Origin of the sequence: Microbacterium hibisci (assembly GCF_015278255.1) — a bacterium.
GTDB classification, from domain to species: domain Bacteria; phylum Actinomycetota; class Actinomycetes; order Actinomycetales; family Microbacteriaceae; genus Microbacterium; species Microbacterium hibisci.
In genome coordinates this window covers 122,938-144,698 of record NZ_JADIJC010000009.1, presented here as the reverse complement: position 1 = coordinate 144,698, position 21,761 = coordinate 122,938, and the positions used below count along the sequence as shown (strand labels likewise).

The following is a 21,761-nucleotide window of genomic DNA, read 5'->3' as shown; positions in this document are numbered from 1 at the left end:
GCGCCGGAGTCTACCCGCGCCCTCGCAGGTGCCGTGCTCGGACCGCGCACTAATGGGATTCAGCCTCCGCGCAGCGTCTGGCGAGGGGTGCGCCCGTACGCCTCGCGGTAGTGCCTGGCGAACCGCGACGCACTCGAGAAGCCCCATCGATGCGCGATGTCGGCGACGCCCGCTGCGGCGCCCTGCTCCATCTCGGCGTGCGCGCCGGCGAGCCGCTGCCGCCGCAGATAGTCCGTCGGCGTCTGATCGAGAGCCCGGCGGAACGCGTACTGCAGCCCCCGGGTGGAGATTCCGGCCGCCTCGGCGACGTCGTCGACCGTGATGGGCTCGTGCGCGTGCGCCTCGATGAAGGCGATCGCTCGGCGGACGCTGCGCGGAGCCGCCCGCCGCTGGGCCGAGCGCTCGAGCGCATCGCCGAACCCGGGTGAGAACACCGCCAGCGTGGTGTGCAAGGCATGACGACGGAGCTCCGTCTCGATCAGAGGCGAGTTCGGCCCGGGCGTCAGCAGCGACGCGGACAGGTGCCGGAAGACCCGCTCCCAGTGCGCCGCCAGGTCGCGGCCGACCGGTGAGGTCGTCAGCGCAGGCGAGCGCAGCACGAACCGGTCGTCGCCGGTGATCCGGCGGGCATCGGCCTCAGCCATCGTCCGGTCGAAGATGAGTGCGCGCACGTCGGCGTGCCGCTGCCACCGTGCCTTGGTCTGCCCGTCCAGCGCGAGCCACGGCATCCCGGCGTTCAGGTCGCCTCGCGGAGTGCCCACCCAGGCACCGCGCGATTCCACACGGCACGCCATCAGCTGGTCGTCCGGCTCGATCGCGGACTGCACCGAGGCCGAGAGGCCGTAGCTGACGATCGAGAAGCCTGGAGCGGCGGCGGACTTCCACGAGAAGGCGAACGTGCGCGGGTCCACGCGTTGCAGCGCCGCAGAGGGCACGAACTGCCGCCATGTCTCCTCGACATCGCGGACGTCCCGCGACGCGAGCGTGAGAAGCTCGCCCAATCCGCCCCCTCCGGCCGACCGGTCGCAGGGCCGCGATCCGGTCCGGACACTCTAACCCGCGTCTCGTCCCTTCGGCGTGAGCGCCCGCCCGGCCGGAGCGGGCGGCCCGCTCCGTCCCAGCGAGTGGCGCGGCATCCGGGAATCCCGTCACCGTCCGTGCGGTTGGAGGATCATTGCCACCGAAGGGAGCCCGCATGAATGGACTCGAAGTCACCGTCCTGCTCGGGATCACCGTGCTCACCGGTGCGATCCTCGCGCCGCGACTGCGCGTGGCCGTGCCACTGCTGCTCGTCGTGGCCGGGCTCGCGCTCGGCTTCCTCCCCGAGGTGCGCGAGATCGAGCTGCCGCCCGAGACGGTGCTGCTGCTGTTCCTCCCCGTGCTGCTCTTCTGGGAGAGCATGACGACCTCGCTGCGCTCGATCCGGCGCGATTTCCGCGGCATCGTGCTGATGAGCACGCTGCTCGTCGTCGCCAGCGCGTTCGCGGTCGCGGGCATCGCGTCCGCGCTCGGGCTGCCGTGGGAGGCCGCGCTGATCCTCGGCGCCGCGGTGGCACCCACCGATGCGACAGCCGTCGCGGCGCTCGGCCGTCTGCTGCCGCGCCGCAACTTCATGAACCTGAAGGCCGAGAGCCTCACCAACGACGGCACGGCCCTCGTGATCTACGGCGTCGCCGTCGGGATCGCGGTCGGCGGCCAGTACACGCCGCTCGACATCACGGGCCTCGTGCTCACGTCGTACCTGGGCGGCACCGCCGCCGGCCTGGTCGTGGCGGGCATCGCGTATCTGGTGATGCGGCGGCTGCGCAACACCCTGCACCTCAACATCGCGCTGCTGCTGGTGCCGTTCACGGCGTTCCTCCTCGCCGAGCTCATCCACGCCTCGGGGGTGCTGGCGGTCGTGGTGGCGGGACTCATCGTCGCGTACGTCAGCCCGCGCATCAGCACCGCCGCGTCCCGCCGCCAGGCGGCGTGGACCTGGCCCCTGGGCTCGTTCCTGCTGAACGGCTCGCTGTTCGTGCTGATCGGCTTCGAGGTCCAGGCGGTCGCCCACGAGATCCCGGCTCGTGAGATCGGCTGGCTGCTCATGATCACCGTCGCCGCGTGGCTCGTCCTCCTGCTGACGCGCTTCGTCTTCCAGACGACGGCCGTCATGATCATCCGGATGCTCGACCGCCGGCCCTCGCAGCGGTTGCGTCGCACGACGTACCGCGCGCGCATCGTGAGCGCGTTCGCGGGCTTCCGCGGCGCCGTGTCGCTCGCGATCGCACTGTCGGTGCCGCTCACCATGACCTCCGGGGCGCCGATGCCGGGCCGCGACGAGATCATCTTCGTCACCGCCGGGGTCATCCTGCTCACCCTGCTGGTGCAGGGGCCGCTGCTGCCGGCGATCGTGCGGTGGGCGCGGTTCCCCGACGACCAGGCCATGCAGCAGGAGCTCGAGCTCGCCGAGCGGGCGATCACCGGCGCCGCCCTCACCGCGGTGAAGGAGCTGGCGCGCGACCACGGGATCAGCGAGGAGATCCGCGACCGGCTCACGCGCGACTACTACGAGTACCTCGAGCGCAACAACGAACGGGTCCAGGCGCGCCAGCAGGCCGAGGTCGACCGCCGGATCGCGGATCTCGACCAGCTGATCGAGGTGACGGATGCCGCGGCCGAGTCGTCCCCGACCGCCACCGCGGTCTTGGAGAGCCCCGCGCCGCTGCCCTCGCCGCGCGAGCGCGACGAGGAGTACTCGCGGCTGCGCATCGCCGTCCTCGACCGCAAGCGCGAGGTGCTCTACCGTCTGCGCCGGGAGGGCGCTGTCGACGATGCGGTGGTGACGCAGATCCAGGCGCGCCTCGACGTCGAGGAGCTGCGCATCACCGGCGTCGAGGTGCTCGACTGATCGCGGACCCGACGGTCTCGCTCGCCGGACTCAGGCGCGGGTCGACCGCCAGCCCAGCGCGGGCGCCACGTACTTGGCGAACGACTCGACGACGCGGAGGTTGAACTCGACACCGAGCTGGCTCGGGATCGTCAGCATCAGCGTGTCGGCCGAAGCGATGGCGGCGTCCTCCGCGAGCTGCTCGACGAGCTCGTCGGGCTCGGCGGCGTACGTCTTGCCGAACGTCGACCTCATGCCGTCGATGACGCCGATCTGGTCGCCGTCCTGGCGACCGCCGAAGTACATCCGCTCCTCAGCGGTGGTGATCGGGAAGATGGACCGGCTCACCGACACGCGCGGCTCGCCGGGGTGACCGGCCTCGCGCCACGCGGCACGGAAGGCGTCGATCTGCTGCGCCTGCAGCAGGTCGAACGGGGTGCCGTCCGCCTCGGTCAGCAGGGTCGACGACATCAGGTTCACGCCGACGCGGCCGGCCCATTCGGCGCTGTCACGGTTGCCGGCTCCCCACCACACGCGCGAGCGCAGACCGGGGGAGTGCGGCTCGATGCGCTGCAGGCCGGTGGCTCCGGTGCCGAACGGCGAGGAGGCATCCCGCTCCGCAAGACCCTCGCCGTCGATCGCCCGCAGGAACAGGTCGAAGTGCTCGCGCGCGAGGTCGGCTCCGCGGGGATCCTGCGAGCCGGTGTAGCCGAACGCCTCATAGCCGCGCACGACCGTCTCGGGTGAGCCCCGGCTCACGCCGAGCGCCAGTCGCCCGCCCGAGATGAGATCCACGGCGGCGGCCTCCTCGGCGAGGTAGAGCGGGTTCTCGTAGCGCATGTCGATCACGCCGGTGCCCACCTCGATGCGCTCGGTGCGCGCCGCGATCGCCGCGAGGAGCGGCATGGGCGACGACTGCTGCCGCGCGAAGTGGTGCACGCGGAAGTACGCCCCGTCGACGCCGAGCTCGTCCATTCCCTGCGCGAGGTCTATGGCCTGCAGCATCGAGTCCCCGGCCGTGAGCTGACGCCCGCCGCCGAGCGGGCCGTAGTGTCCGAAGGAGAGGGTGCCGAATCGCTGCATGTCGACTGCAACCGTACGCGCGCGGCATCCATTCCGGTGAATGCAGTGCCGGCGTGCAGCGCGTCTGACGTGTCATCCGCGTCATGCGGGAGTCTCGCGCGGCCGCTGAGCGAGCGAGGAACGAGCGAGACGAAACGCCTCGGCGGTGTCGGAAACCTCAACGCGTTTCGTCTGCGGGCGCTGGAGCGCCCTCCGCTCAACGGCCGGTGGCCGGTGTTCTCGCGCGGCCGTTGAGCGAGCAACGGGAAGAGATCAGCGGGTGACGTGGTTGCCTCGAAGCACCGACGAAAGGACGAGCCATGGCGCATCTGCTGGTCTTCGAATTCCCCTCACCCGGGCCGTACGGCGACGAGGCCGTCGCCGCGTTCGGCGACCTCGCGCGCGACATCGCCGGCGAGCAGGGACTCGTGTTCAAGGTGTGGACCGAGGATCCCGGTACCGGCATCGCCGGCGGCGCGTACCTCTTCGAGACGAAGGCGGACGCCGAACGCTATCTCGCGTTCCACACCGAGCGGCTGAACGGCTTCGGCGTCACCGACATCGACGCGCGCAGCTATCCGGTCAACGACGGACTCTCGGCGATCACCGGCATCCCGCCCCGCTGAGCGGCTCTCGCGCGGCCGTCAGCGCGGCTCTGCCGTGCCGGCCAGCGCCGCGGCGAGTTCGGCGCGCGAGCCGATGCCCAGCTTCGTGTAGACCTTGCGGAGGTGGTACTCGACGGTCTTGGGGCTGAGGAACAGCGCGGCGGCGGCCTCTCTCGTGGTGCGGCCCTCGGCGAGGAGCACGCTCACCTGCAGCTCCTGCGGCGTGAGGTCCGACACGGCACTGCCCACGGAGGGGCGCACATGCTCGCCGGTGGCGGTGAGCTCGGCGGCCGCGCGATCGCGCCACAGCGCGGCCCCGAGCTCGGTGAAGTCGTCGAGCGCGGCCCGCAGCTGAGCGCGCGCGTCGATCCTGCGTCCGGCGCGGCGCAGTCGCTCGCCGTAGGCCAGGCGGGTCCGCGCCCTCTCGAAGCGGTCGAGCGTCCGGTCATGCCATTCGAGTGCCGATGAGAACCACTCGTCGCCCCCCTCGTCCGGGCCGACGATCCCCATCGCCCGATCCGCCCGGGCGCGCGCCCACGGCTGCCCCTTCGCGATCGCACGGGCGCGGTAGGCCGTGGCGGCGGCCATCGCCTCCTCGCGGCGACCGATGCGCGTCAGCGCGTCGGCGTGCTCGGGGCCGGGGGCGAGATCGACGTCGTCGAGCCCGAGCCGGCCGAGCAGCGCGATGAGCTCGGCGAAGAGGCCGGCCGCATCGGCGGCACGCCCGAACGAGAGCTCGAGATCCCCCAGGGCATGCCAGACCCACGCCTCGCCGATGTGGATATCGCGCGCCGCGCACTGCTCACGCGCGGCTTCGCCGTGCACGCGGCAGGCCTCCGCGCGTCCGGCGCGCGAGTCGAGCCGAGCGAGCCCCGCCAGCGACATCGCCTGCTCGGTGGTCTGGCCGGTGTCGGCTGCGAGGCGGATCGCCTCGGTGAAGCTCGCCTCCGCGCGCACCCAGGAGGCTGCCGTCGTGGCCTGGTCGACGGCCATATGGAACAGCAGCGCGGGAAGCGCACCGATGCCTGCGCTGCCACGCACCTCCTCGACCAGCGTGCGCAGCCTCACCCCGCTCGTGGCATCGCGCAGATACAGGGGAGCGAGCATCAGCCACGACAGCCGCCGCGGGTCGCGGCTCAGCTCGGGATCGGCCTCGAAGAGCGGGACGGCGGCGCGGATCTCGTCGGCGCCGCCGCGTCCTGCGAGGGTCTTCGCCATCCCCGACGCCATGAGCCCGAGGGCCCGCGCGCGGCTGGTCCGCACGTCCGGCCGCAGACGCGCGATCCTGTCGGCGAGGCCCGAGGCGGTGCGGGCGTCGCCGAGGTAATACGTCGCATGCACCGCATCGGCCAGCGCGACCGTGGCGGCGTCCGCCGACGCGGTGCGGTCCGCTGCGCGCAGGAGGATGTCGAGGGCTTCGCGCAGCGACCCCGTGCGAGCCGCGACCGACGCGCGCAGCTCGACGTCGCGGGTCGCGTCGGGGTCGTCGAGAACCGTGGCCTCCGCGCCGGCGTCCCGCGCCCTGCGATCCAGGAGCCGGACCGCTCGCTCCCCGTCGCCGGACTCCCACGCGGCGTCGGCCGCCTGCAGCAGGCGGGCGGCTCGGGGGCCGCCACCCGGCGTGAGCCGGGCGGCTCGCTCGTAGACGCCCGAGGCGACCGAGTACGCCGCGCGTGACAGCGCCCGGTCGCCCGCCTGGGCGAGGAGGTCCGCGATCCCGGCGTCGGGGTGCGACGTCGCCTCGGAGAGGTGCCACGCCCGGCGATCCGCGTCGCCTTGCGGCGTGGCCAGGGCTGCGGCGTGATGGGCGGCGCGGCGGGCCTGCGCCGAGGCACCGGAGTAGACCGCGGCCCGCAGCAGAGGATGACGGAACTCCACACGTCCGTCGCGCACGGCGACGAGGTCGAGGTCTTCGGCGGTGTCGAGCTGCGTGACGTCCACGCCGTAGGCATCGCACGCGTCGGCGATGAGGCGGTGATCGGCGCCGCACACCGAGGCGACGAGGAGAGCCGCGCGGCAGTCGGCGTCCACCCCTGCCAGGCGGCGGCCGAACGCGTCCGACACGGCGCGCGGCACGCGCAGCGGCAGGTCGGTCTCCAGGGCCTCGACCACGTCGAGCCCCGCGCCGCGCAGCTCGAGCATCGCGAGAGGGTTGCCGTCGGTGGCGCGATGCAGGGCGCGCACGCGATCGTCGGAGACGTTCTCTCCCTCGGCGCCGACCAGAATCGCCCGCGCGGCGGCGAGGTCGACGCCGCCGAGGACGAGCCCCGGCAGGCCCTCCACCAGGGCGTCCCCTTCCGGACTGCGCACGCCGAGCAGCACCACCACGGGGTCGGCCGCGAGCCGCCGCGCCGCGAACACGAGCGCGTTGGACGACGGCGCGTCGGCGAAGTGCAGGTCGTCCACGACGACCGCGACGGGACCGTCCTCGGCGAACCGGCAGACCAGACTCAGCACCGCCGCGCCGATCGTGAACCGGTCGCGGCCTTCGTCACGCGCCGTCGCTCCGGGCAGCGCGAGCGCGGCCGCCACGGCGTCGGCCTGGACCGCCGGGATGCCGCCGAGTGCGCCGAGCGCCGGCCGCAGCAGCTGCAGCAGCGTGCCGAACGGGATCTCCCTCTCCGACTCGAGCCCGGTCGCGCGCAGCACGCGCATGCCCTCCAGCCGCGACACCGCGTCGTCGAGCAGGGCGGTCTTGCCCACACCCGCCTCGCCGCGCACCGCGAGCACGCCGCTCGTCCCCAGACGTGCGGCGGCCCCGAGCCGATCGATCACGTGCTGCTCGGCCTCCCGACCCACCAGCATGGCCCGAGTCTACGACCGCGACCAGGACTAGGGGGGTCCCCGGATGCGCCGTCGACCGGCGAATTCCTAACGTCGAGGCATCCGTCGGCGACCGCCGTGGATCACCTGACTGAAGGAGCCTCCGATGTCCCTTACCGCCCCACCCGCGCAGATCGACACCGACAAGCTGATGAGCTTCGTCTTCCGCGCCGTCGACGAAGTCGGCGCGACCCTCAACGCCGCACTGGTCGTGATGGGCGACAAGCTCGGGTACTACCGGGACCTCGCCGAACACGGTCCGACCACCCCGGCGCAGCTCGCCGAGCGCACGCAGACCGCCGAGCCGTACGCGCGGGAGTGGCTGAACGCCCAGGCGGCTGGAGAGTACGTCACCTACGACCCTGCCACCCGCCGCTACACGCTGCCGGCCGAGCACGCGCTGGCCATGACCGACCCCGACAGCGCCGCCTTCCTGCCCGGCTTCTTCCAGATCGCGCTCGGGACCGTGCACGACACGCAGCACATCGTCGATGCGGCGCGCAGCGGCGCCGGCTACGGCTGGCATCAGCACGGCACCGACGTGCATGTCGGGTGCGAGCGGTTCTTCCGGCCGAGCTACCACGCCCACCTCGTCGACGCGTGGATCCCGGCGCTGGACGGCGTCGCGCAGAAGCTCGCCGAGGGCGCGCTCGTGGCCGACGTGGGCTGCGGACACGGCGCCTCCACGATCCTGCTCGCCCAGGCGTTCCCCGCCTCGACGTTCGTCGGATCGGACTACCACCCCGAGTCGATCGAGACCGCCCGCGCCCGCGCGGCCGAGGCCGGCGTCGAGAACGTCCGCTTCGAGGTCGCGCCGGCCCAGGAGCTCGGCGGACGCGGCTACGACCTGGTCGCGATGTTCGACTGCCTGCACGACATGGGTGACCCGGTCGGCGCGGCGCGGCGCGTCCGCCAGGCGATCGCCGACGACGGCACGTGGATGATCGTCGAGCCGATGGCCGGCGATCACGTCGAAGACAACCTCACTCCCGTCGGCCGCGCGTACTACGGGTTCTCGACGCTGCTGTGCACGCCGTCGTCGCTGTCGCAGGACGTCGGCCTGGCGCTGGGCACCCAGGCCGGACCCGCGCGCATCCGCGACGTGACCGCCGCGGCCGGCTTCACGCGGTTCCGCACGGTGGCCGAGACGCCCCTCAACCGGGTGATCGAGGTGCGGCCCTGACGAAAGCCGGGCGGGAGGAGCACACTGACCCTGGGAGCGCGAGGGAGATGCCGGGATGGGCGACCGCCGTACGTGGGTGAGGGCGCAGCGCCGTCCGCGCAAGGCACTGTTCCTGTCATCGCCGATCGGGCTCGGGCACGCGCGACGCGACGTGGCGATCGCGCAGGAGCTGCGCCGGCTGCACCCCGACCTGCAGATCGAGTGGCTGGCGCAGCACCCGGTCACGCGTGTGCTGGCGGATGCCGGAGAACCTGTGCACCCGGCATCCGCTCTCCTCTCGAACGAGTCCGCGCACATCGAGGACGAAACCGCCGACCACGACCTGCACGCCTTCCACGCCATCCGGCGCATGGACGAGATCCTGGTGAACAACTTCATGGTCTTCAACGACGTCGTCGACGAGACCTACTACGACCTCGTCATCGGCGACGAGGCGTGGGACGTCGACTACTTCCTGCACGAGAACCCCGAGCTGAAGCGGTTCGCGTTCGCATGGCTGACGGACTTCGTCGGCTGGCTGCCGATGCCGGCCGGCGGTGAGGCAGAGGCGGCTCTCACCGCCGACTACAACGCCGAGATGCTCGAGCAGCGCGCGCGCTACCGCCGCCTGCGCGATCGCTCGATCTTCGTCGGAAACCCCGATGACGTCGTCGAGGCGGACTTCGGTCCGGGCCTGCCCGGCATCCGGGAGTGGACCGAGGCGAACTACGACTTCGCGGGCTACGTCACCGGCTTCACTCCGCCGAGCGAGGGCGAGCGCGAGCGCGCGCGCCGGCGTCTCGGCTTCGGGCCCGACGACCTCGTCTGCATCGTCACCGTGGGCGGCTCGGGAGTGGGTGCGGCACTCCTGCGCCGGGTGATGGATGCCGTGCCGCTCGCGCGCCGGATGCTGCCGGCCCTGCGGTTCCTGGTCGTGACGGGACCGCGCATCGATCCGGCCTCGCTGCCGCGGCGGCAGGGCGTACGGGTGCGGGGGTTCGTGCCCGACCTGTACCTCGCGCTGGCCGCGTGCGACGTCGCCGTCGTCCAGGGTGGCCTGACCACGTGCATGGAGCTCGCGGCGGCCCGCCGCCCCTTCCTGTACGTGCCGCTCGAGAACCACTTCGAGCAGAACTTCCACGTGCGCCATCGCCTGGAGCGCTACGGCGCCGGACGCTGCGTGCGCTATGCGGAGATCGGCGACCCCGCCGTCTTGGCGCGGGAGCTGGTCGCCGAGGTGTCCCGCCCGGTGGACTATCGACCGGTCGAGACCGACGGTGCGGCGCGAGCGGCCGCCATGCTGGGGGAGCTGATCTGATGCGGGCCCTGGAGCCGACGTCCGCCGGGGTGGTCGATCGCGACGGCATCGCGGTCCACTACGAGGTCTACGGCGACGGGTCGCCGACCGTGTACCTGCTCATGCCGGATGTCATCGTGCACAGCCAGGCCTGGAAGGCGCAGATCCCGTTCCTGTCGCGGTCGTTCCGCGTCGTCGTGAGCGACCCTCGCGGGAACGGGCTGAGCGGCCGGCCGGACGAGCCGGCCCAGTTCGCCGACCGGCTGCTGCTCGACGACGAGTGGGCGGTGCTCGACGCCGTCGGCGCCGAGGAGGCTGTGCTGGTCGGCGTCTGCACGGGCGCGGGGCACGCCCTGATGATGGCGGCGGAGGCGCCCGAGCGCGTGCGCGGCGTCTGCGCGATCAATCCCGGACTGCTGCTGACAGACCCGTTGCCGCACCGCGTCGCCTTCGACTTCGACGAGCCGCGCGAGACCTACGAGGGCTGGCAGATGCAGAACCGTCACTTCTGGCGCGAGGACTGGCGGGCGTTCTCGGAGTTCTTCTTCGGCGAGATGTTCCCAGAGCCACACTCGACGAAGCAGCGGGAGGACTGCGTCCGGTGGTCGATGGGGGCCGGTCCCGAGACGATGCTGCTCGAGCACGACTCTCCGCCCTATCTCGCCAACGCGGCCGACACGGCCACGGCGGTGTGCGAGGCCGTACGGTGTCCCGTGCTGGTGATCACCGGGTCGCTCGACCGCTGCCAGAACCCGCTGCGCGGCCCGATCGTCGCCGAGCTGACCGGGGGCGAGCTGGTCGTCATCGACGGTGCGGGACATCTGCCGCAGGCGCGCGACCCGGTGAAGGTCAACCTGCTGCTGCGGGACTTCATCTCACGGGTCTGACCCCCTGTCCGTCGTCGCCCGGGCGTGCCTACGATGGCAGCAGCGCACCTCGACCGGTGCCGCGAACGATGGCAGATGGGCCGAGAGGGGGGGCGAGATGGTCCAGGTCCGCGTGGCCGGCGTCGCGCTCGACGCGTCCGGTCAGCACGTGCTGCTGCTCAAGCCCGTCGACCAGATCCCCGGTGACGGCCTGGTGCTGCCGATCTGGATCGGCCAGCTCGAGGCGACGTCGATCCTTGTCGCGGTCGAGAACGCCGAGGTGCCGCGGCCGCTCGCGCACGATCTGATGGCGCTGATGCTCGCCGCCCTCGACGCCGCCGCCACGAGGGTCGAGGTGACCCGCATCGACGACGGCACCTTCTACGCCGAGATCACCCTCTCGACGCCCCTCGGCGATCGCGTGATCGATGCGCGGCCCTCCGACGCCGTCGCGCTCGCCTCGCGCGTCGGCGCGTCGATGTGGGTGGCCGACGAAGTGCTCGCCGACGCCGGCGTGCCCGACGTGCTCACCGAGACGGACGCCAGCGAGCGCCTCGACGAGTTCAAGCGGTTCCTCGACGACGTCGAGCCCGAGGATTTCGAGGCCTGAGGCCGATCCGCGGTCGCGTGTATCTGCGCGGCCATCCGCCGCTCTTTGCTGGGGTGGCCCGCGCCGGATGCGCCGGGCACCGCGACGCCGTCGGCCGTGACCGCCCCCGTCGCACCCCCTCCTGCGAAAGGTGTTCCATGTCTCTCAACGACCTCGCGATCGACGTCCCGCACGCCGCCGCCGGCGCCGCCGCGGCAGAGCTGCGAGCCGCCCTCGGTGCCCGCGTGCACCTGCCCGGCGACCCGGGATTCGACGGCGCCCGCACGCCGTGGAACCTCGCCGTGGCGCAGCATCCGTTCGCCGTCGCCCTGCCCGCGACGGCCCAGGATGTCGTCGATGCGGTCCGCGCCGCGACCCTGGCGGGCCTGCGGATCGCGCCCCAGTCGACCGGCCACGCGGCGGGCGCCCTCGCCGGCACCGATCTCTCGCACACGCTGCTGCTGTCTCTGCGCGAGCTGCGCGGTGTCGAGGTCGACGCGCAGGCGCGCACCGCTCGCGTGCTGGGCGGCTCGCTCTGGAACGACGTGCTCGAATCCGCGGCGCCGCACGGGCTCACCGCGCTGCACGGCAGCGCCGGCGACGTGTCGGTCGTCGGCTACTCGCTGAGCGGCGGCCTGTCGTTCTACGCCCGCGCCCACGGCCTCGCGGTCAACGCCGTGCGGGCCGTCGAGGTCGTCACCGCCGACGGCTCGCTGGTCCGCGCGAGCGCGGACGAGGAACCCGAGCTCTTCTGGGCGCTGCGCGGAGGCTCCGGCGCGTTCGGCGTCGTCGTGGCGATCGAGATCGACCTGCTGCCCGTCGCCGACGTCTTCGCCGGCATGCTGCTGTGGGATGCGTCGCGCGCCGTCGAGGTGTCGCACGCGTGGGCCGAGTGGACGCGATCCGCGCCCGAGTCCGCCACCACGGCGCTGCGCATCCTGCACCTTCCGCCCCTGCCCGAGTTGCCGCCGTTCCTCTCGGGCCGCTCGGTGGTCGTCATCGACGGGGCGATCCAGGAGACGGATGCCGCGGCATCGGCTCTCCTCGAACCGCTGCGCGCGCTCGGCCCCGAGGTCGACACGTTCGGCCGCATGCCCGCGCCCGCGCTGATCGGCGTGCACATGGATCCGCCCGAGCCGACGCCGTCGGCGACGCGGCACGCGATGCTCGGCGAGCTGCCGCCGGCGGCCGTCGACGCGTTCGTCGCCGCCGCACAGATCCCCGGCGTGTTCGGGCAGGAACTGCGCCACCTCGGCGGCGCGGCCGCTCGCCGGCCGGTGGGCGGGGGTGCCGTCGCCGCGGTCGCCGGAGACTACCTGGTGCACTCGCTCGCGATGGTGCCGGTGCCGGAGGCGGCCGACGCGGCCGCCGCGGCCGTGCGCGCCGGCGTCGCGGCCCTCGACGCCTGGCAGATCGACGCGCTCGCGCTGACGTTCATCGATGGGCCGGGCGCCGACCGCGCGACGGCGTTCGGCGAGGCCTCGGCGCGGCTGCGTCAGCTCAAGCTCGCCTACGACCCGGCGAACCTGTTCGCCGCGGCCCGACCGGTCTGACCGCGTGCCGGCGGGAGGGCGGGCGTCAGGGCGCGCCCTCCCGCACGGCCGCCGCGACGTCGGCGGGCGACCCCCGCCACGGCGCGCCGTGGCCGGGCAGCACCCACGACGCCGCCAGCCCTGCAAGGCGCTCGAGCGAGGCGGACGCCTCGGCCGGATCGTCGGTGAACGGTGCCGGCTGCAGCCCCGCGCGACCGGTGAGCACGTGACGCGTCGTGAGGGCATCGCCGGCGAACACCGCATCGGCGACGGGGACGTGCACCGCGATGCTGCCGGGGGAGTGGCCCGGCATCCCGATGATCACGGGTGAGCCCGGCAGGTCGAGCACGTCGCCATCGTGCACCTCGGTGACTTCGGCCACATAGGTGGTGGGCACCGCGCGCTTGCGCAGTGCGTAGACGAAGAAGCCGAACGTCGGACCGAGCTTCATCGGGCCGGTCGCCACCTTCGGCTTCTCGCCGGTCCGCGCGCGCTCGGCGTCGGCTTCGTGCACGAAGACCGGTACGCCGTGGTCGCGACGCAGCCGCTCCGCGAAGCCGAGGTGGTCGCTGTCGCCGTGGGTCAGCACGACACCCTTCACGTCGCCCGGTGTGAGGCCGAGGGACGTGAGCTCGCGCACCAGCTCCTTCCAGTGGCCCGGCAGCCCCGCGTCGACAACGGTCACTCCGTCGTCGGTCACGACGAGGTAGGCGGCGACGATGTCGTTGCCGATGCGGTGGAGGTGCGGTCCGAGCTTCATGGCGGGTCCTTCGTCGCGGGGTTCGGTCGGCTGGGTGCCGATGACCGGGTTGGCATGGCTACGATACGTAGCTATCATGGCTACTGTCAATAGCCATCGAAGGGATGCCTCATGCCGACGCCCGAACGCACCTCCTACGCCGCCATCGTCGCGGCCGGCCGCGATCTGCTCGAGGAGTCCGGAGCGAGCGGGCTGACGATGCAGGCGGTCGCGCAGCGCGTGGGAGTGCGCGCGCCGTCGCTGTACAAGCGCGTGCGCGATCGAGAAGCGCTCGTGGCGGCGGTGGCGGCCGCGACCGTGGAGGACCTGGCCGCTCGGCTGGAGGCATCCGACCGCTCCATCGCGGCGCTCGCGCGGGCCTATCGCGCGTTCGCGCACGAGCGGCCGGAAGGGTTCCGCCTCCTGTTCGCGGGCTCCGTGCCACAGGAGCTGCTGGATCGCACGGGCGCCACGCTCGTGACGGGTGTCGGAGCGATCACCGGCGAGGAGCACGCGCTCGACGGCGCGCGCCTCGTGACGGCCTGGGCCACCGGCTTCCTGCAGATGGAGCTGGCCGGGGCGTTCCGGTTGGGCGGCGACATCGACGCCGCGTTCGAGTACGGACTCGCGGCGGTGGAGCGCGGACTCACCCCCTGACCCTGCGTCTGCGCCGCAGGGAGCGGATGTCGGTGCCCGCGGCGTAGCCTGTTGTCCTCGGCCGGAGGAAGCGGGATGGATCGATGGCCGAGTGGCACCCGATCATGGCCGCCGTCGAAGGGCCCACGGGGGTGTGGCGCATGGTGGCGCCCGACGGAAGCGAGTACGGCCGCATCGAGCTCCGCCGGGTGAGCGACGGCGCGGATCTGCGCTACAAGGCGGTCTGGCGCGGCGACGTCATCGGGTGGGCGGTCACCCTGCGCGACGCCTGCTGGCGCGTCCACATGGCGTACCTGCGTGCCCACGGCCCCGCCGGCGGACCCATCGCCGACTGGGGCGAGGGCCGCCGACCGGCGACGCGGCAGGCGTGACCGCCGATCGGATCAGTCCGCGCCGTGGAATCATCCGTCGGAGCGGTCGTCCGACCCCTGGTCGGCGCCGGGAGAGAGCGTGTCCAGCGCGGCGAGGGCGGCCGCCACCGCTTGGTCGCCGGAGAGATCGCCCGTGATGACCCGCGCGGCAAGCCCGTCGGCGAGGGCGATGACTGCACGCGCGACGATCGACGCCCTCGCGGCCGGCATCGACGCGGCGAGCCGGTCCGTGAGCTCGCGCTCCTGGCCTGCCTTCGCCTCGCAGAGGATGCGCGCCAGCTCGGGATCGGCGACGCACGCCGCGAGGTACGCGTGCCAGATCACGACGCCCTCTCGCTCGCGGTCGGAGCTCGGGATGGCATGCGTCACGAGGTGCCGGACAGAGTCCTGCGTCGGCACCCGCTCGTATCGGTTCGCCGCGCCCGTGACCATCGCCCGCGCGCTCGCCCGGATCAGCAGGTCCTTGCTGCGGAAGTAGTGCTGCACCAGCCCGACCGAGACATCCGCGGCGTCGGCGACCGCGCGGACGGATACGCCGGAGATTCCCCGCTCGAGGATCACGCGCCAGACCCCGAGGATGATCTCGGCCCGCCTGTCCATTCCGTCCTGCCTCCGTCTTTGCTACCGTGATGACAATACGATCGTATTGCAGTTCCTCCCCCAATCCCAAGAGGTGACGAATGAGACTCGGCCGATACCGCTCCGCGGCGGCGCGCGCTCGCTTCGCCGTCGCCTATGACGCGGCGATGGCCGCGCTGCCGGCGGACGCCGAGATCTCGGACGTCGACACGGCGTTCGGCAGCGTGCGCGCCTATACATGGCGAGGCGACGACGGTCGGCCCCCGGTGCTGCTGCTGCCCGGCATGAACGCGGGCGCACCCATGTGGTCCGACAACCTGCCGGGCATCCTCGAGTCGGGGCGCACCGTCATCGCGGTCGACGCCCTCGGCGACATCGGGATGTCGGTGCAGACGGCGCCGATCCGCTCGATGGCCGACCAGGCGCAGTGGCTCTCGGAGGCGATCGACGGGCTCGGTCACCCTCGTGTCCATGCGGCGGGCCACTCCTTCGGAGGGGCGTCCGCGGCGGGTCTCGCTGTCCGCCACCCGGGTCGGCTCGCCTCCCTGACTCTGATCGAACCCGTCTTCACGCTCCGCTGGCCGCCCGCGTCGACGTTCGCGTGGGCGGCGCTCGCGAGCCTTCCGGTGCCCCGGTCGTGGCGCGACCACGCGCTCGCTGCGCTGGGCGGCGTCTCGGTCGCCGAGGTGCGCACGCCGAGCCCGATCGGCTCGCTGATCTCGGTGGGCTCGGAGACCTTCCGAAGCGCCCTTCCCACGCCGCAGCCGCTCTCGCAAGCTCAGCTCGCAGGCCTGAGCCTGCCGATCTATGTCGCGATCGCAGACCATCGATCGCTCGCCGGCGGAGCGAAGGCGGCGGCGCGCGCCCGTGCAGAACTCGCCGGTGCCGAGGTGGAGATCTGGCCGCACACGACCCACTCGCTGCCGATGCAGGAGCCCGTGCGGATCGGCGAGGCGCTCCGGGCGTTCTGGGATCGTGTCGACCACACCTCCCGCCCCGCAGTGGACGACGGCGGCGCCGGCCGCGACCGCGACCGCGACGCGAGCGGATCGACGATCGACAGGAGCGTGAGATGACGCTTCTCACCACCACGATGCTCGTCCTCGGGGCCTTGAGCTTCGCGAACGCGGGGGTGTTCCTCGCCTTCACCACCATGGTCACGCCGGCGCTCGCCGGGTCGCGCGACCCGGGCGCGGCGTCCGACATCATGCGCGACATGAACCTGCGGGCACCGCGCTCGATCTTCATGGTGTCGTTCCTGGGTGCGCCGCTCCTCGCGGTGGTCGGGGCCGTGCTGCTGGTGATGAACGGCGGGGCCGAGGACCTGCTGTGGGCGCTGGGTGCGATCGCGGCGACCCTCGCGGCCTTCGTCGTCAGTGTCGCCGTGAACATCCCATGGAACGAGCGTCTGCTGCGCGAGCGCGGCCCCCGCGGGACGTGGGCGGACTTCTCGCGCGTCTGGGGCCGCGCCAACGTCGCCCGAGCCGTCCTGTCGCTCGCGGCGGGAGCGGCCGCGCTCGCCACTCTCGTGTGAGCGGCTCACCCGCTCAGGAATGCCGTAACCGCTCGATCACCACAGAGGAGAATCATGAGCGTCACCTACACCTTCGATGTCTTCGCCACGCTCGACGGCTTCGGCTCCTACTCCGAGGAGGGCGACTGGGGCGGGTATTGGAGCAAGCAGGGCCCGGAGTTCCTCGAGCGACGCATCGCCCAGTACGAGCAGGAGCAGCGACTGGTGCTCGGCGCGAACACGTTCCGGCAGTTCGTCCAGTACCTCGGATCGGCCTCCGAAGGCCCGAAGGTCGACGATCCGGTGAACACGCGCATGCGATCGATGCCCACAACCGTCGTGTCGAACTCGCTGGCAGACCCGCTGGACTGGATCGACGCGACGCTCGCGCGCGGAGACGCCGCCGATGTCGTGGCCGAACTGAAGGCGACCTCGCCCATTCCCCTGCGTTCGCACGGGAGCCTCTCGATGAACCGCTCACTGATGGCGGCGGGCCTGGTCGATCTCATCCAGCTGACGGTCTTCCCCGTCATCTCGGGAAGAACCGGCACCGACCGCGTCTTCGAAGGTGCGGACGACTTCGACCTCGAACTCGTCGACGAGCGCACGCTGGACGGCGGCACCAAGGAGCTCCTCTACCGTCCTACCCGCCACTGACCGTCACGGCGGAGAGCGGGCGACGGGACCTCCTCTGCCCGCGTCCGCCAGCGGGTCCTACGCTCGTGGTGTGATCACCGACCGTGACATCGCCCGATGGCGGCTTCGTTCGCAGCATCTCGCTGAACCGGTCGGCGCGGCCGAAGACGTGGTGCGATCGCTGCTCGCCGTGCAGGCCGAGAACCCGTCGCAGTCCGCGTGGGCCGTCGCCACGCGCACGCGCGAACCGCAGGCCGGCGAGCTCGCCCGCCTGCTGGAGCACGGACGAGTGGTGCGGACCCACGTCCTGCGTCCCACCTGGCACTACGTCCACCAAGAGGACGTGCTCTGGCTGATCGAACTCACACGCGATCGGGTGCTGCCCACGATCGACCAGCAGCTCGTTCCCCTCGGCGATCGCCTGCCCGCCATCGCCGACACGGTGCTCGAGATCCTCGCCGCGGAGCCGGACCGGACTCGTGCGGAGCTCGCGGAGGCGCTCGCTCAGCGCGGGCACGAGCTGTCCGGCATGCAGCTCATGCTCCTGGCGGCCCACCTCGAGCTGCACGCGCTGATCTGCAGCGGTGCCCCGCGCGACGGCGAGCACACGTACGCGCTCTTCTCGGATCGGGTGATCGCCCCGCGGCGGCTGGACCGGGACGAAGCGCTCGTCGAGCTCGCCCTGCGCTACTTCACCTCGCACGGACCCGCCACGGTGCGCGACCTCGCGTACTGGGCGACGCTGACGCTCACCGACGTGCGCCGGGGGCTGTCGGGAGCCGCCGATCGGCTCGAATCGTTCGACCACGACGGCCGCACGTACTGGCACGCCCCGGGCGCACCTCCGGCGTCCGCATCGCCGGCGGGCCATCTCCTCCAGGTGCTCGACGAGATGTACCGCGGATACCAGGATTCGCGCTGGACGCTCGATGCTGAAGGGCTGCTGGCGCGTGGCCGCGAGACCGCGATGGGCATGGCGCTCGTCGACGGGCAGATGCTCGCCGCGATGAAGCGCACGCTCGACAAGCGGGCGGCCACGTTCCAGATCCGCCCGCTGCGAGGCCTGGATTCCGACGAGACGGCCGCGATCGAAGACGCCGCCGCACGATATGCGCGGTACCTCGCGCTGGAGCCGCGGCTCGTGTGGGTGTGAGCCCGAATCCTCGGGCCGCCCGCCACGGACGCGATCTTGCGAAGCATGAGGGTCAGGTCGTCGGGGTCAACTCGTCGATGAGCGTCTCGACGCGACGGCGGATCTCGTCGCGGATGCGGCGCACGGTGGCGGCGTCCTGGCCCGCGGGGGCGTCGAACTTCCAGACCTTGGGTATGCGGCTCACGCGGGCACCTCCCGTTCCGCATGGACCGACGTCATCGCGCGATCGCACGGTGGCGTCAGGCGCTGGCGAGGGCGACCTCGACGCGAACCTCTTCGGTGCCGTCTGCGTCGGCGCCCGGCACGCACTCGACGACCTGCCCCGTGACGCCGAGTTCGGGTCGGGAGAGGATCTCTCCTGCGACGGGGACGCGGTCCACGTCCTCGCGCAGCAGTTCGCCGCGCTCACGCGCCCAATAGCAGACCTGCATGTCGTCCCCCTTCTCGCCGCGAGCGCATCACGCCGGGCAACCCGACGACACGGTACTGCGCTCCGGTCGGGCCACATCAGGGGTTTGACAAACGGCGAGGCGATACCCGCGACGCGACGAAGGTGCCCGGCCGATGGCCGGGCACCGTCCTGAGGATCAACGGTAGAAGTCGCCGTAGTAGGTGTCGAGGCGGCCACGGTACGCGTCATCGGTGCCCGTGGTCGTCTGGTCCCACTCCGGAGAGTTCTTGATCTGGTCCTTCGTCAGATCGACGTAGACCTTCTCGTCCGCGTCATCGACGCGCTGGACCGTTCCGGCGGGAAGGATCACCTTCCGGCCGAAGATCCACGGGCCGGTGTCGACGACCAGGCGGCTGCCGCCCACGTCGTCGCTGGCTTCATCGATCTTTCCGATGTCGCCGTCGGTGGCGTGCACGTGGTATCCCACGAGGTCGCGCGAACCGGGCCCGCGGCCGACCGACTGGCGGTAGTCCCAGGCGTCCCAAGATGAGGACATGACTCCTCCTTCTTCTTCTTGCGAGGGGATTTCGGGTGTCGACCAGAGCGGTCGATCTGATATCCACGCTAGGCACCGTCGCCGCGGCACGGCACCCCCTGGCGCAATCCGAGCAAGAGGCGTAATGGGTCGGAACGTCGAGGTCCTCACGCGGGCGCCCGCTCGCGATACAGCGCTCATACGAGCCGCAGCGCGGATGCAGAGACGTCAGCTGATCGCGAATGCTGTTCCAGCCTGGCCGCCCGCACCGCCTGCTAACCTGCGCGTATGGCGCGCCCCTACGGAGACCCGGTCGAGATCATCACGGCACCCATCCCGGCGCAGTCGCCCTTCATCCCGGCCGACGCGAAGATCGTGGTCGGGGCGGTCGCGCCGGCATCGCCGGACCCGATTCCGATCGTGCTGCTGCCCGGCTTCGAATACCGCATCATCGAGTGGCGTCACCCTTCCACGCACGAGATCCACTGGCGGCTCGAACGTCGCAAGGCCGGTCGGCCGAGCGACGACTGATCCGAGAGCGGACGCGCGGGAGGGCTGCGGGGGGACTCGCTCACTCAGAAGCGGGACTCACGAGGACCTCGTCCGCGCTCATCCGGCATCGGGTCCTTGCTGCCTCGGGTGAGGCCGTCACCCGCGCGAATCCGGCGTGCGAGGGGGCGCGCCCGAGCGTCTTCAGCTTCGGATGAAGGTCAGCCCGGTCAGCGTGTTCGAGTCCCACGTCGTGCCGTCGGACGGGGCGAGGACGCGCGTGCTGATCGTCCCGTCGGCGACATCGAACTCCGACAGTCGCACCGGGTTGTTCGTGTTGGAATGAATCGCCTGCAGGAGGTAGGCGACGTGGTTGCCGCGGGCCGTGGTGATGACCTTCGACGCCGCGAGGCCGACGTGCCCGCTCGTGACGACCTTCACGTTGCCGTACGGCGCAACCAGGCGGTCGTAGACGTACTGCGGGGATGCATCACCGTACTGCCAACGCGTCGAGGATTGCCCTGCCCCGTCGATGTCGGCTGCGGAGTTGAGGAAGGAGTGCGTCTGAATGATGACGTTGTGGCCCGCGTGCGTGGCGATCACGTTCTCCGCCCAGTTCACGGCGCCCAGGCGCGGCCACAGCTCGAGGTTCAGCACCAGCCACCGGGCACCCTCGGCGGCGAACGTGGAATAAGTGTTGTCGACCTTGCCTGATTCGAACGCACCGGCGACCGCTGAGTAGTCCGCCGCTGACCAGAACTGATTGAACGTCGTGGTCTCGCGCAGGTACTCGTAGGTTCGCAGCGGATCGCGGGCGCTGCCCCCGACTCCGACGGCCCAGGTGTCGTGGTTGCCGATGCTCAGCTGGTACGGGATGCCCGCATCCTCCAGCGGATCCAGCGCGGTCTCGGCCCGCACGTACTGGTCGTGCGTATCGGTGTCCCAGCTGACGACATCACCGGTGTGGATCACGAACCGCAGATCCAGCCCCGCTTGCTGTGCGACCAGCCACTCCGAGCGGTCCCGGAATCGTGTGTTCGATGAGGCGTAGACCTCGTTCTGGGTATCGGGGATGGTGGCGACGGTGAAGCTTCCGTCGCCGTCGCCGTTCGTGGGCGGAGCCGGTGGGGCCGGCTCGGCGAAGCGCGATGGTGCCGACGGGGCGAACCACGAGTATTCGAGAGCGTAGCCGGCGTCGGTGACGCGGGTCGCCTCGGTCTGTCCCACCGCCACGGTGTGCAGAGAGCCCTTCACTGCTCGAGTCATCTGCACCTGGGAGTCGCAGTCGGCGAGCGACCGTGAGGAGACCCAGCCGATGGGGCCGCGACCCTCCCAGCCCGCAGCCACGGCGCTGTTGTACTCGCTCGCCCAGAGGATCCATGCGTGGTCCTGCGCTGCTGGCCGGTAGGCGTCGTAGAGCGGCAGGAGACCGGGAGTCTGTTCGCTGGACGCGGCGAAAGCGTCACCGGTCGGCGCGAAGCCTGCCGCGGTGGCGGCAGCCTCCTGTCCCTCGGTCGTTGTGAAGACGACGACTCCTCGACCGTCCTCCCACCGTTCCACCGTGAGGTCGGTCGTGAAGCATCCGGTCTCCGCCGCGTGCGCCGTGCCGGCGGTGAGAGCCGATCCGCTGACCACGATGCTGACGAGCACGACGGACGCGATCGAGCGCCACCGTTGACGCCGAGTCGCCGCTCGAGTTTTCGCTGAAGACGTCATCGGCCTGCCCTTCGTCGCCCGCGCGCGCCGGGGGAGAAGCAGTCGAGCAACTGATCCGAAGAGCACGGCTGGGCCGGCCTGTACTCGGGCGACAGGCACCTGTCCCAGGTGGGCAACGCTAACCCCACCGGTGCCTCGTCGGACCGGCCGTGAGAGCATTCTCACGAGATCGCTCGG

Annotated in this window: 23 protein-coding genes; 14 read left to right on the top strand and 9 right to left on the bottom strand. The window is 71.7% G+C overall.

Annotation, left to right across the window (positions count from 1 at the left end; all coding sequences use genetic code 11):
- Positions 1-59 precede the first annotated feature (59 nt).
- Entirely contained in the window at positions 60-1,001 is a 942-nt protein-coding gene (locus IM770_RS15670) for a helix-turn-helix domain-containing protein (protein ID WP_203582088.1), read from the bottom strand.
- Between the two features lie 194 nt (positions 1,002-1,195).
- Here IM770_RS15670 and IM770_RS15665 point away from each other — a divergent pair, with 194 nt between their 5' ends.
- On the top strand, positions 1,196-2,890 hold the full coding sequence (locus IM770_RS15665; RefSeq protein ID WP_203582087.1) for a Na+/H+ antiporter: 1,695 nt from the start codon (positions 1,196-1,198) through the stop codon (positions 2,888-2,890).
- A gap of 30 nt (positions 2,891-2,920) precedes the next feature.
- Here IM770_RS15665 and IM770_RS15660 read toward each other — a convergent pair whose 3' ends face one another.
- Positions 2,921-3,952: an LLM class flavin-dependent oxidoreductase gene (locus tag IM770_RS15660; RefSeq protein WP_203582086.1), complete on the bottom strand. Its 1,032-nt coding sequence runs from the start codon at positions 3,950-3,952 to the stop codon at positions 2,921-2,923.
- 299 nt (positions 3,953-4,251) lie between these two features.
- On the opposite strand from IM770_RS15660, the gene IM770_RS15655 reads away from it, so the two are divergent.
- Positions 4,252-4,557 (top strand): monooxygenase, encoded by a 306-nt coding sequence (locus tag IM770_RS15655; protein WP_203582085.1) that lies wholly within the window; start codon positions 4,252-4,254, stop codon positions 4,555-4,557.
- A gap of 18 nt (positions 4,558-4,575) precedes the next feature.
- On the opposite strand, the gene IM770_RS15650 is transcribed toward IM770_RS15655, so the two are convergent.
- Complete coding sequence (locus tag IM770_RS15650; RefSeq protein WP_203582084.1) at positions 4,576-7,341, bottom strand: helix-turn-helix transcriptional regulator; 2,766 nt, start codon at positions 7,339-7,341, stop codon at positions 4,576-4,578.
- Between the two features lie 124 nt (positions 7,342-7,465).
- On the opposite strand from IM770_RS15650, the gene IM770_RS15645 reads away from it, so the two are divergent.
- From IM770_RS15645 to IM770_RS15625, 5 genes are all read left to right on the top strand, one after another.
- Positions 7,466-8,542: a class I SAM-dependent methyltransferase gene (locus tag IM770_RS15645; protein ID WP_203582083.1), complete on the top strand. Its 1,077-nt coding sequence runs from the start codon at positions 7,466-7,468 to the stop codon at positions 8,540-8,542.
- Positions 8,543-8,597: 55 nt separating this feature from the next.
- Positions 8,598-9,839, top strand: coding sequence for a glycosyltransferase (locus tag IM770_RS15640; RefSeq protein ID WP_203582082.1), 1,242 nt, complete (start codon positions 8,598-8,600; stop codon positions 9,837-9,839).
- Positions 9,839-10,705, top strand: coding sequence for an alpha/beta fold hydrolase (locus IM770_RS15635; RefSeq protein ID WP_203582081.1), 867 nt, complete (start codon positions 9,839-9,841; stop codon positions 10,703-10,705). Before IM770_RS15640 ends, IM770_RS15635 begins: the two co-directional genes overlap by 1 nt.
- Before the next feature lie 97 nt (positions 10,706-10,802).
- Entirely contained in the window at positions 10,803-11,294 is a 492-nt protein-coding gene (locus IM770_RS15630) for a bifunctional nuclease family protein (protein WP_203582080.1), read from the top strand.
- A gap of 137 nt (positions 11,295-11,431) precedes the next feature.
- The gene (locus IM770_RS15625) at positions 11,432-12,826 is read left to right on the top strand and encodes an FAD-binding oxidoreductase (protein ID WP_203582079.1); all 1,395 of its coding nucleotides are present in this window, start codon (positions 11,432-11,434) and stop codon (positions 12,824-12,826) included.
- A 25-nt stretch (positions 12,827-12,851) separates the two neighbouring features.
- Here the strand turns inward: IM770_RS15625 and IM770_RS15620 are convergent, their stop codons facing one another.
- Positions 12,852-13,565 carry an MBL fold metallo-hydrolase gene (locus IM770_RS15620; RefSeq protein ID WP_203582078.1) on the bottom strand — a complete coding sequence of 238 codons (714 nt, stop codon included), beginning with the start codon at positions 13,563-13,565 and terminating at the stop codon, positions 12,852-12,854.
- A 111-nt stretch (positions 13,566-13,676) separates the two neighbouring features.
- Here IM770_RS15620 and IM770_RS15615 point away from each other — a divergent pair, with 111 nt between their 5' ends.
- The gene (locus IM770_RS15615) at positions 13,677-14,201 is read left to right on the top strand and encodes a TetR/AcrR family transcriptional regulator (RefSeq protein WP_203582077.1); all 525 of its coding nucleotides are present in this window, start codon (positions 13,677-13,679) and stop codon (positions 14,199-14,201) included.
- 83 nt (positions 14,202-14,284) lie between these two features.
- Positions 14,285-14,572 (top strand): hypothetical protein, encoded by a 288-nt coding sequence (locus IM770_RS15610; RefSeq protein ID WP_203582076.1) that lies wholly within the window; start codon positions 14,285-14,287, stop codon positions 14,570-14,572.
- A gap of 30 nt (positions 14,573-14,602) precedes the next feature.
- Here IM770_RS15610 and IM770_RS15605 read toward each other — a convergent pair whose 3' ends face one another.
- Positions 14,603-15,172, bottom strand: coding sequence for a TetR/AcrR family transcriptional regulator (locus tag IM770_RS15605; protein ID WP_203582075.1), 570 nt, complete (start codon positions 15,170-15,172; stop codon positions 14,603-14,605).
- 80 nt (positions 15,173-15,252) lie between these two features.
- On the opposite strand from IM770_RS15605, the gene IM770_RS15600 reads away from it, so the two are divergent.
- From IM770_RS15600 to IM770_RS15585, 4 genes are all read left to right on the top strand, one after another.
- Positions 15,253-16,227 carry an alpha/beta fold hydrolase gene (locus tag IM770_RS15600; protein ID WP_203582074.1) on the top strand — a complete coding sequence of 325 codons (975 nt, stop codon included), beginning with the start codon at positions 15,253-15,255 and terminating at the stop codon, positions 16,225-16,227.
- Positions 16,224-16,685, top strand: a complete 462-nt coding sequence (locus tag IM770_RS15595; protein WP_203582073.1) for an anthrone oxygenase family protein — start codon at positions 16,224-16,226, stop codon at positions 16,683-16,685. The genes IM770_RS15600 and IM770_RS15595 overlap by 4 nt, the downstream gene beginning before the upstream one ends.
- 54 nt (positions 16,686-16,739) lie before the next feature.
- Positions 16,740-17,321: a dihydrofolate reductase family protein gene (locus IM770_RS15590; protein ID WP_203582072.1), complete on the top strand. Its 582-nt coding sequence runs from the start codon at positions 16,740-16,742 to the stop codon at positions 17,319-17,321.
- Between the two features lie 70 nt (positions 17,322-17,391).
- Entirely contained in the window at positions 17,392-18,453 is a 1,062-nt protein-coding gene (locus tag IM770_RS15585) for a winged helix DNA-binding domain-containing protein (RefSeq protein WP_203582071.1), read from the top strand.
- Between the two features lie 52 nt (positions 18,454-18,505).
- Here IM770_RS15585 and IM770_RS18110 read toward each other — a convergent pair whose 3' ends face one another.
- From IM770_RS18110 to IM770_RS15575, 3 genes are all read right to left on the bottom strand, one after another.
- Entirely contained in the window at positions 18,506-18,637 is a 132-nt protein-coding gene (locus tag IM770_RS18110) for a hypothetical protein (protein ID WP_275403184.1), read from the bottom strand.
- A gap of 55 nt (positions 18,638-18,692) precedes the next feature.
- Entirely contained in the window at positions 18,693-18,884 is a 192-nt protein-coding gene (locus IM770_RS15580; RefSeq protein WP_203582070.1) for a hypothetical protein, read from the bottom strand.
- Between the two features lie 156 nt (positions 18,885-19,040).
- The gene (locus tag IM770_RS15575) at positions 19,041-19,400 is read right to left on the bottom strand and encodes a PRC-barrel domain-containing protein (protein WP_203582069.1); all 360 of its coding nucleotides are present in this window, start codon (positions 19,398-19,400) and stop codon (positions 19,041-19,043) included.
- A 267-nt stretch (positions 19,401-19,667) separates the two neighbouring features.
- On the opposite strand from IM770_RS15575, the gene IM770_RS15570 reads away from it, so the two are divergent.
- Entirely contained in the window at positions 19,668-19,910 is a 243-nt protein-coding gene (locus tag IM770_RS15570) for a hypothetical protein (protein ID WP_203582068.1), read from the top strand.
- Positions 19,911-20,072: 162 nt separating this feature from the next.
- On the opposite strand, the gene IM770_RS15565 is transcribed toward IM770_RS15570, so the two are convergent.
- Entirely contained in the window at positions 20,073-21,518 is a 1,446-nt protein-coding gene (locus tag IM770_RS15565) for a metallophosphoesterase (protein ID WP_203582067.1), read from the bottom strand.
- Positions 21,519-21,761 lie beyond the last annotated feature (243 nt).

Bases quoted from the DNA above. Each gene is read 5' to 3' on its own strand.
- IM770_RS15590 (WP_203582072.1), top strand. From the start codon at position 16,740: ATGAGCGTCACCTACACCTTCGATGTCTTCGCCACGCTCGACGGCTTC.
- IM770_RS15575 (WP_203582069.1), bottom strand. From the start codon at position 19,400: ATGTCCTCATCTTGGGACGCCTGGGACTACCGCCAGTCGGTCGGCCGC.
- IM770_RS15580 (WP_203582070.1), bottom strand. From the start codon at position 18,884: ATGCAGGTCTGCTATTGGGCGCGTGAGCGCGGCGAACTGCTGCGCGAG.
- IM770_RS15660 (WP_203582086.1), bottom strand. From the start codon at position 3,952: ATGCAGCGATTCGGCACCCTCTCCTTCGGACACTACGGCCCGCTCGGC.
- IM770_RS15610 (WP_203582076.1), top strand. From the start codon at position 14,285: ATGGCCGAGTGGCACCCGATCATGGCCGCCGTCGAAGGGCCCACGGGG.
- IM770_RS15640 (WP_203582082.1), top strand. From the start codon at position 8,598: ATGGGCGACCGCCGTACGTGGGTGAGGGCGCAGCGCCGTCCGCGCAAG.
- IM770_RS15600 (WP_203582074.1), top strand. From the start codon at position 15,253: ATGAGACTCGGCCGATACCGCTCCGCGGCGGCGCGCGCTCGCTTCGCC.
- IM770_RS15570 (WP_203582068.1), top strand. From the start codon at position 19,668: ATGGCGCGCCCCTACGGAGACCCGGTCGAGATCATCACGGCACCCATC.
- IM770_RS15655 (WP_203582085.1), top strand. From the start codon at position 4,252: ATGGCGCATCTGCTGGTCTTCGAATTCCCCTCACCCGGGCCGTACGGC.
- IM770_RS15665 (WP_203582087.1), top strand. From the start codon at position 1,196: ATGAATGGACTCGAAGTCACCGTCCTGCTCGGGATCACCGTGCTCACC.
- IM770_RS15620 (WP_203582078.1), bottom strand. From the start codon at position 13,565: ATGAAGCTCGGACCGCACCTCCACCGCATCGGCAACGACATCGTCGCC.
- IM770_RS15645 (WP_203582083.1), top strand. From the start codon at position 7,466: ATGTCCCTTACCGCCCCACCCGCGCAGATCGACACCGACAAGCTGATG.
- IM770_RS15635 (WP_203582081.1), top strand. From the start codon at position 9,839: ATGCGGGCCCTGGAGCCGACGTCCGCCGGGGTGGTCGATCGCGACGGC.
- IM770_RS15650 (WP_203582084.1), bottom strand. From the start codon at position 7,341: ATGCTGGTGGGTCGGGAGGCCGAGCAGCACGTGATCGATCGGCTCGGG.
- IM770_RS15630 (WP_203582080.1), top strand. From the start codon at position 10,803: ATGGTCCAGGTCCGCGTGGCCGGCGTCGCGCTCGACGCGTCCGGTCAG.
- IM770_RS15605 (WP_203582075.1), bottom strand. From the start codon at position 15,172: ATGGACAGGCGGGCCGAGATCATCCTCGGGGTCTGGCGCGTGATCCTC.
- IM770_RS15625 (WP_203582079.1), top strand. From the start codon at position 11,432: ATGTCTCTCAACGACCTCGCGATCGACGTCCCGCACGCCGCCGCCGGC.
- IM770_RS15595 (WP_203582073.1), top strand. From the start codon at position 16,224: ATGACGCTTCTCACCACCACGATGCTCGTCCTCGGGGCCTTGAGCTTC.
- IM770_RS15615 (WP_203582077.1), top strand. From the start codon at position 13,677: ATGCCGACGCCCGAACGCACCTCCTACGCCGCCATCGTCGCGGCCGGC.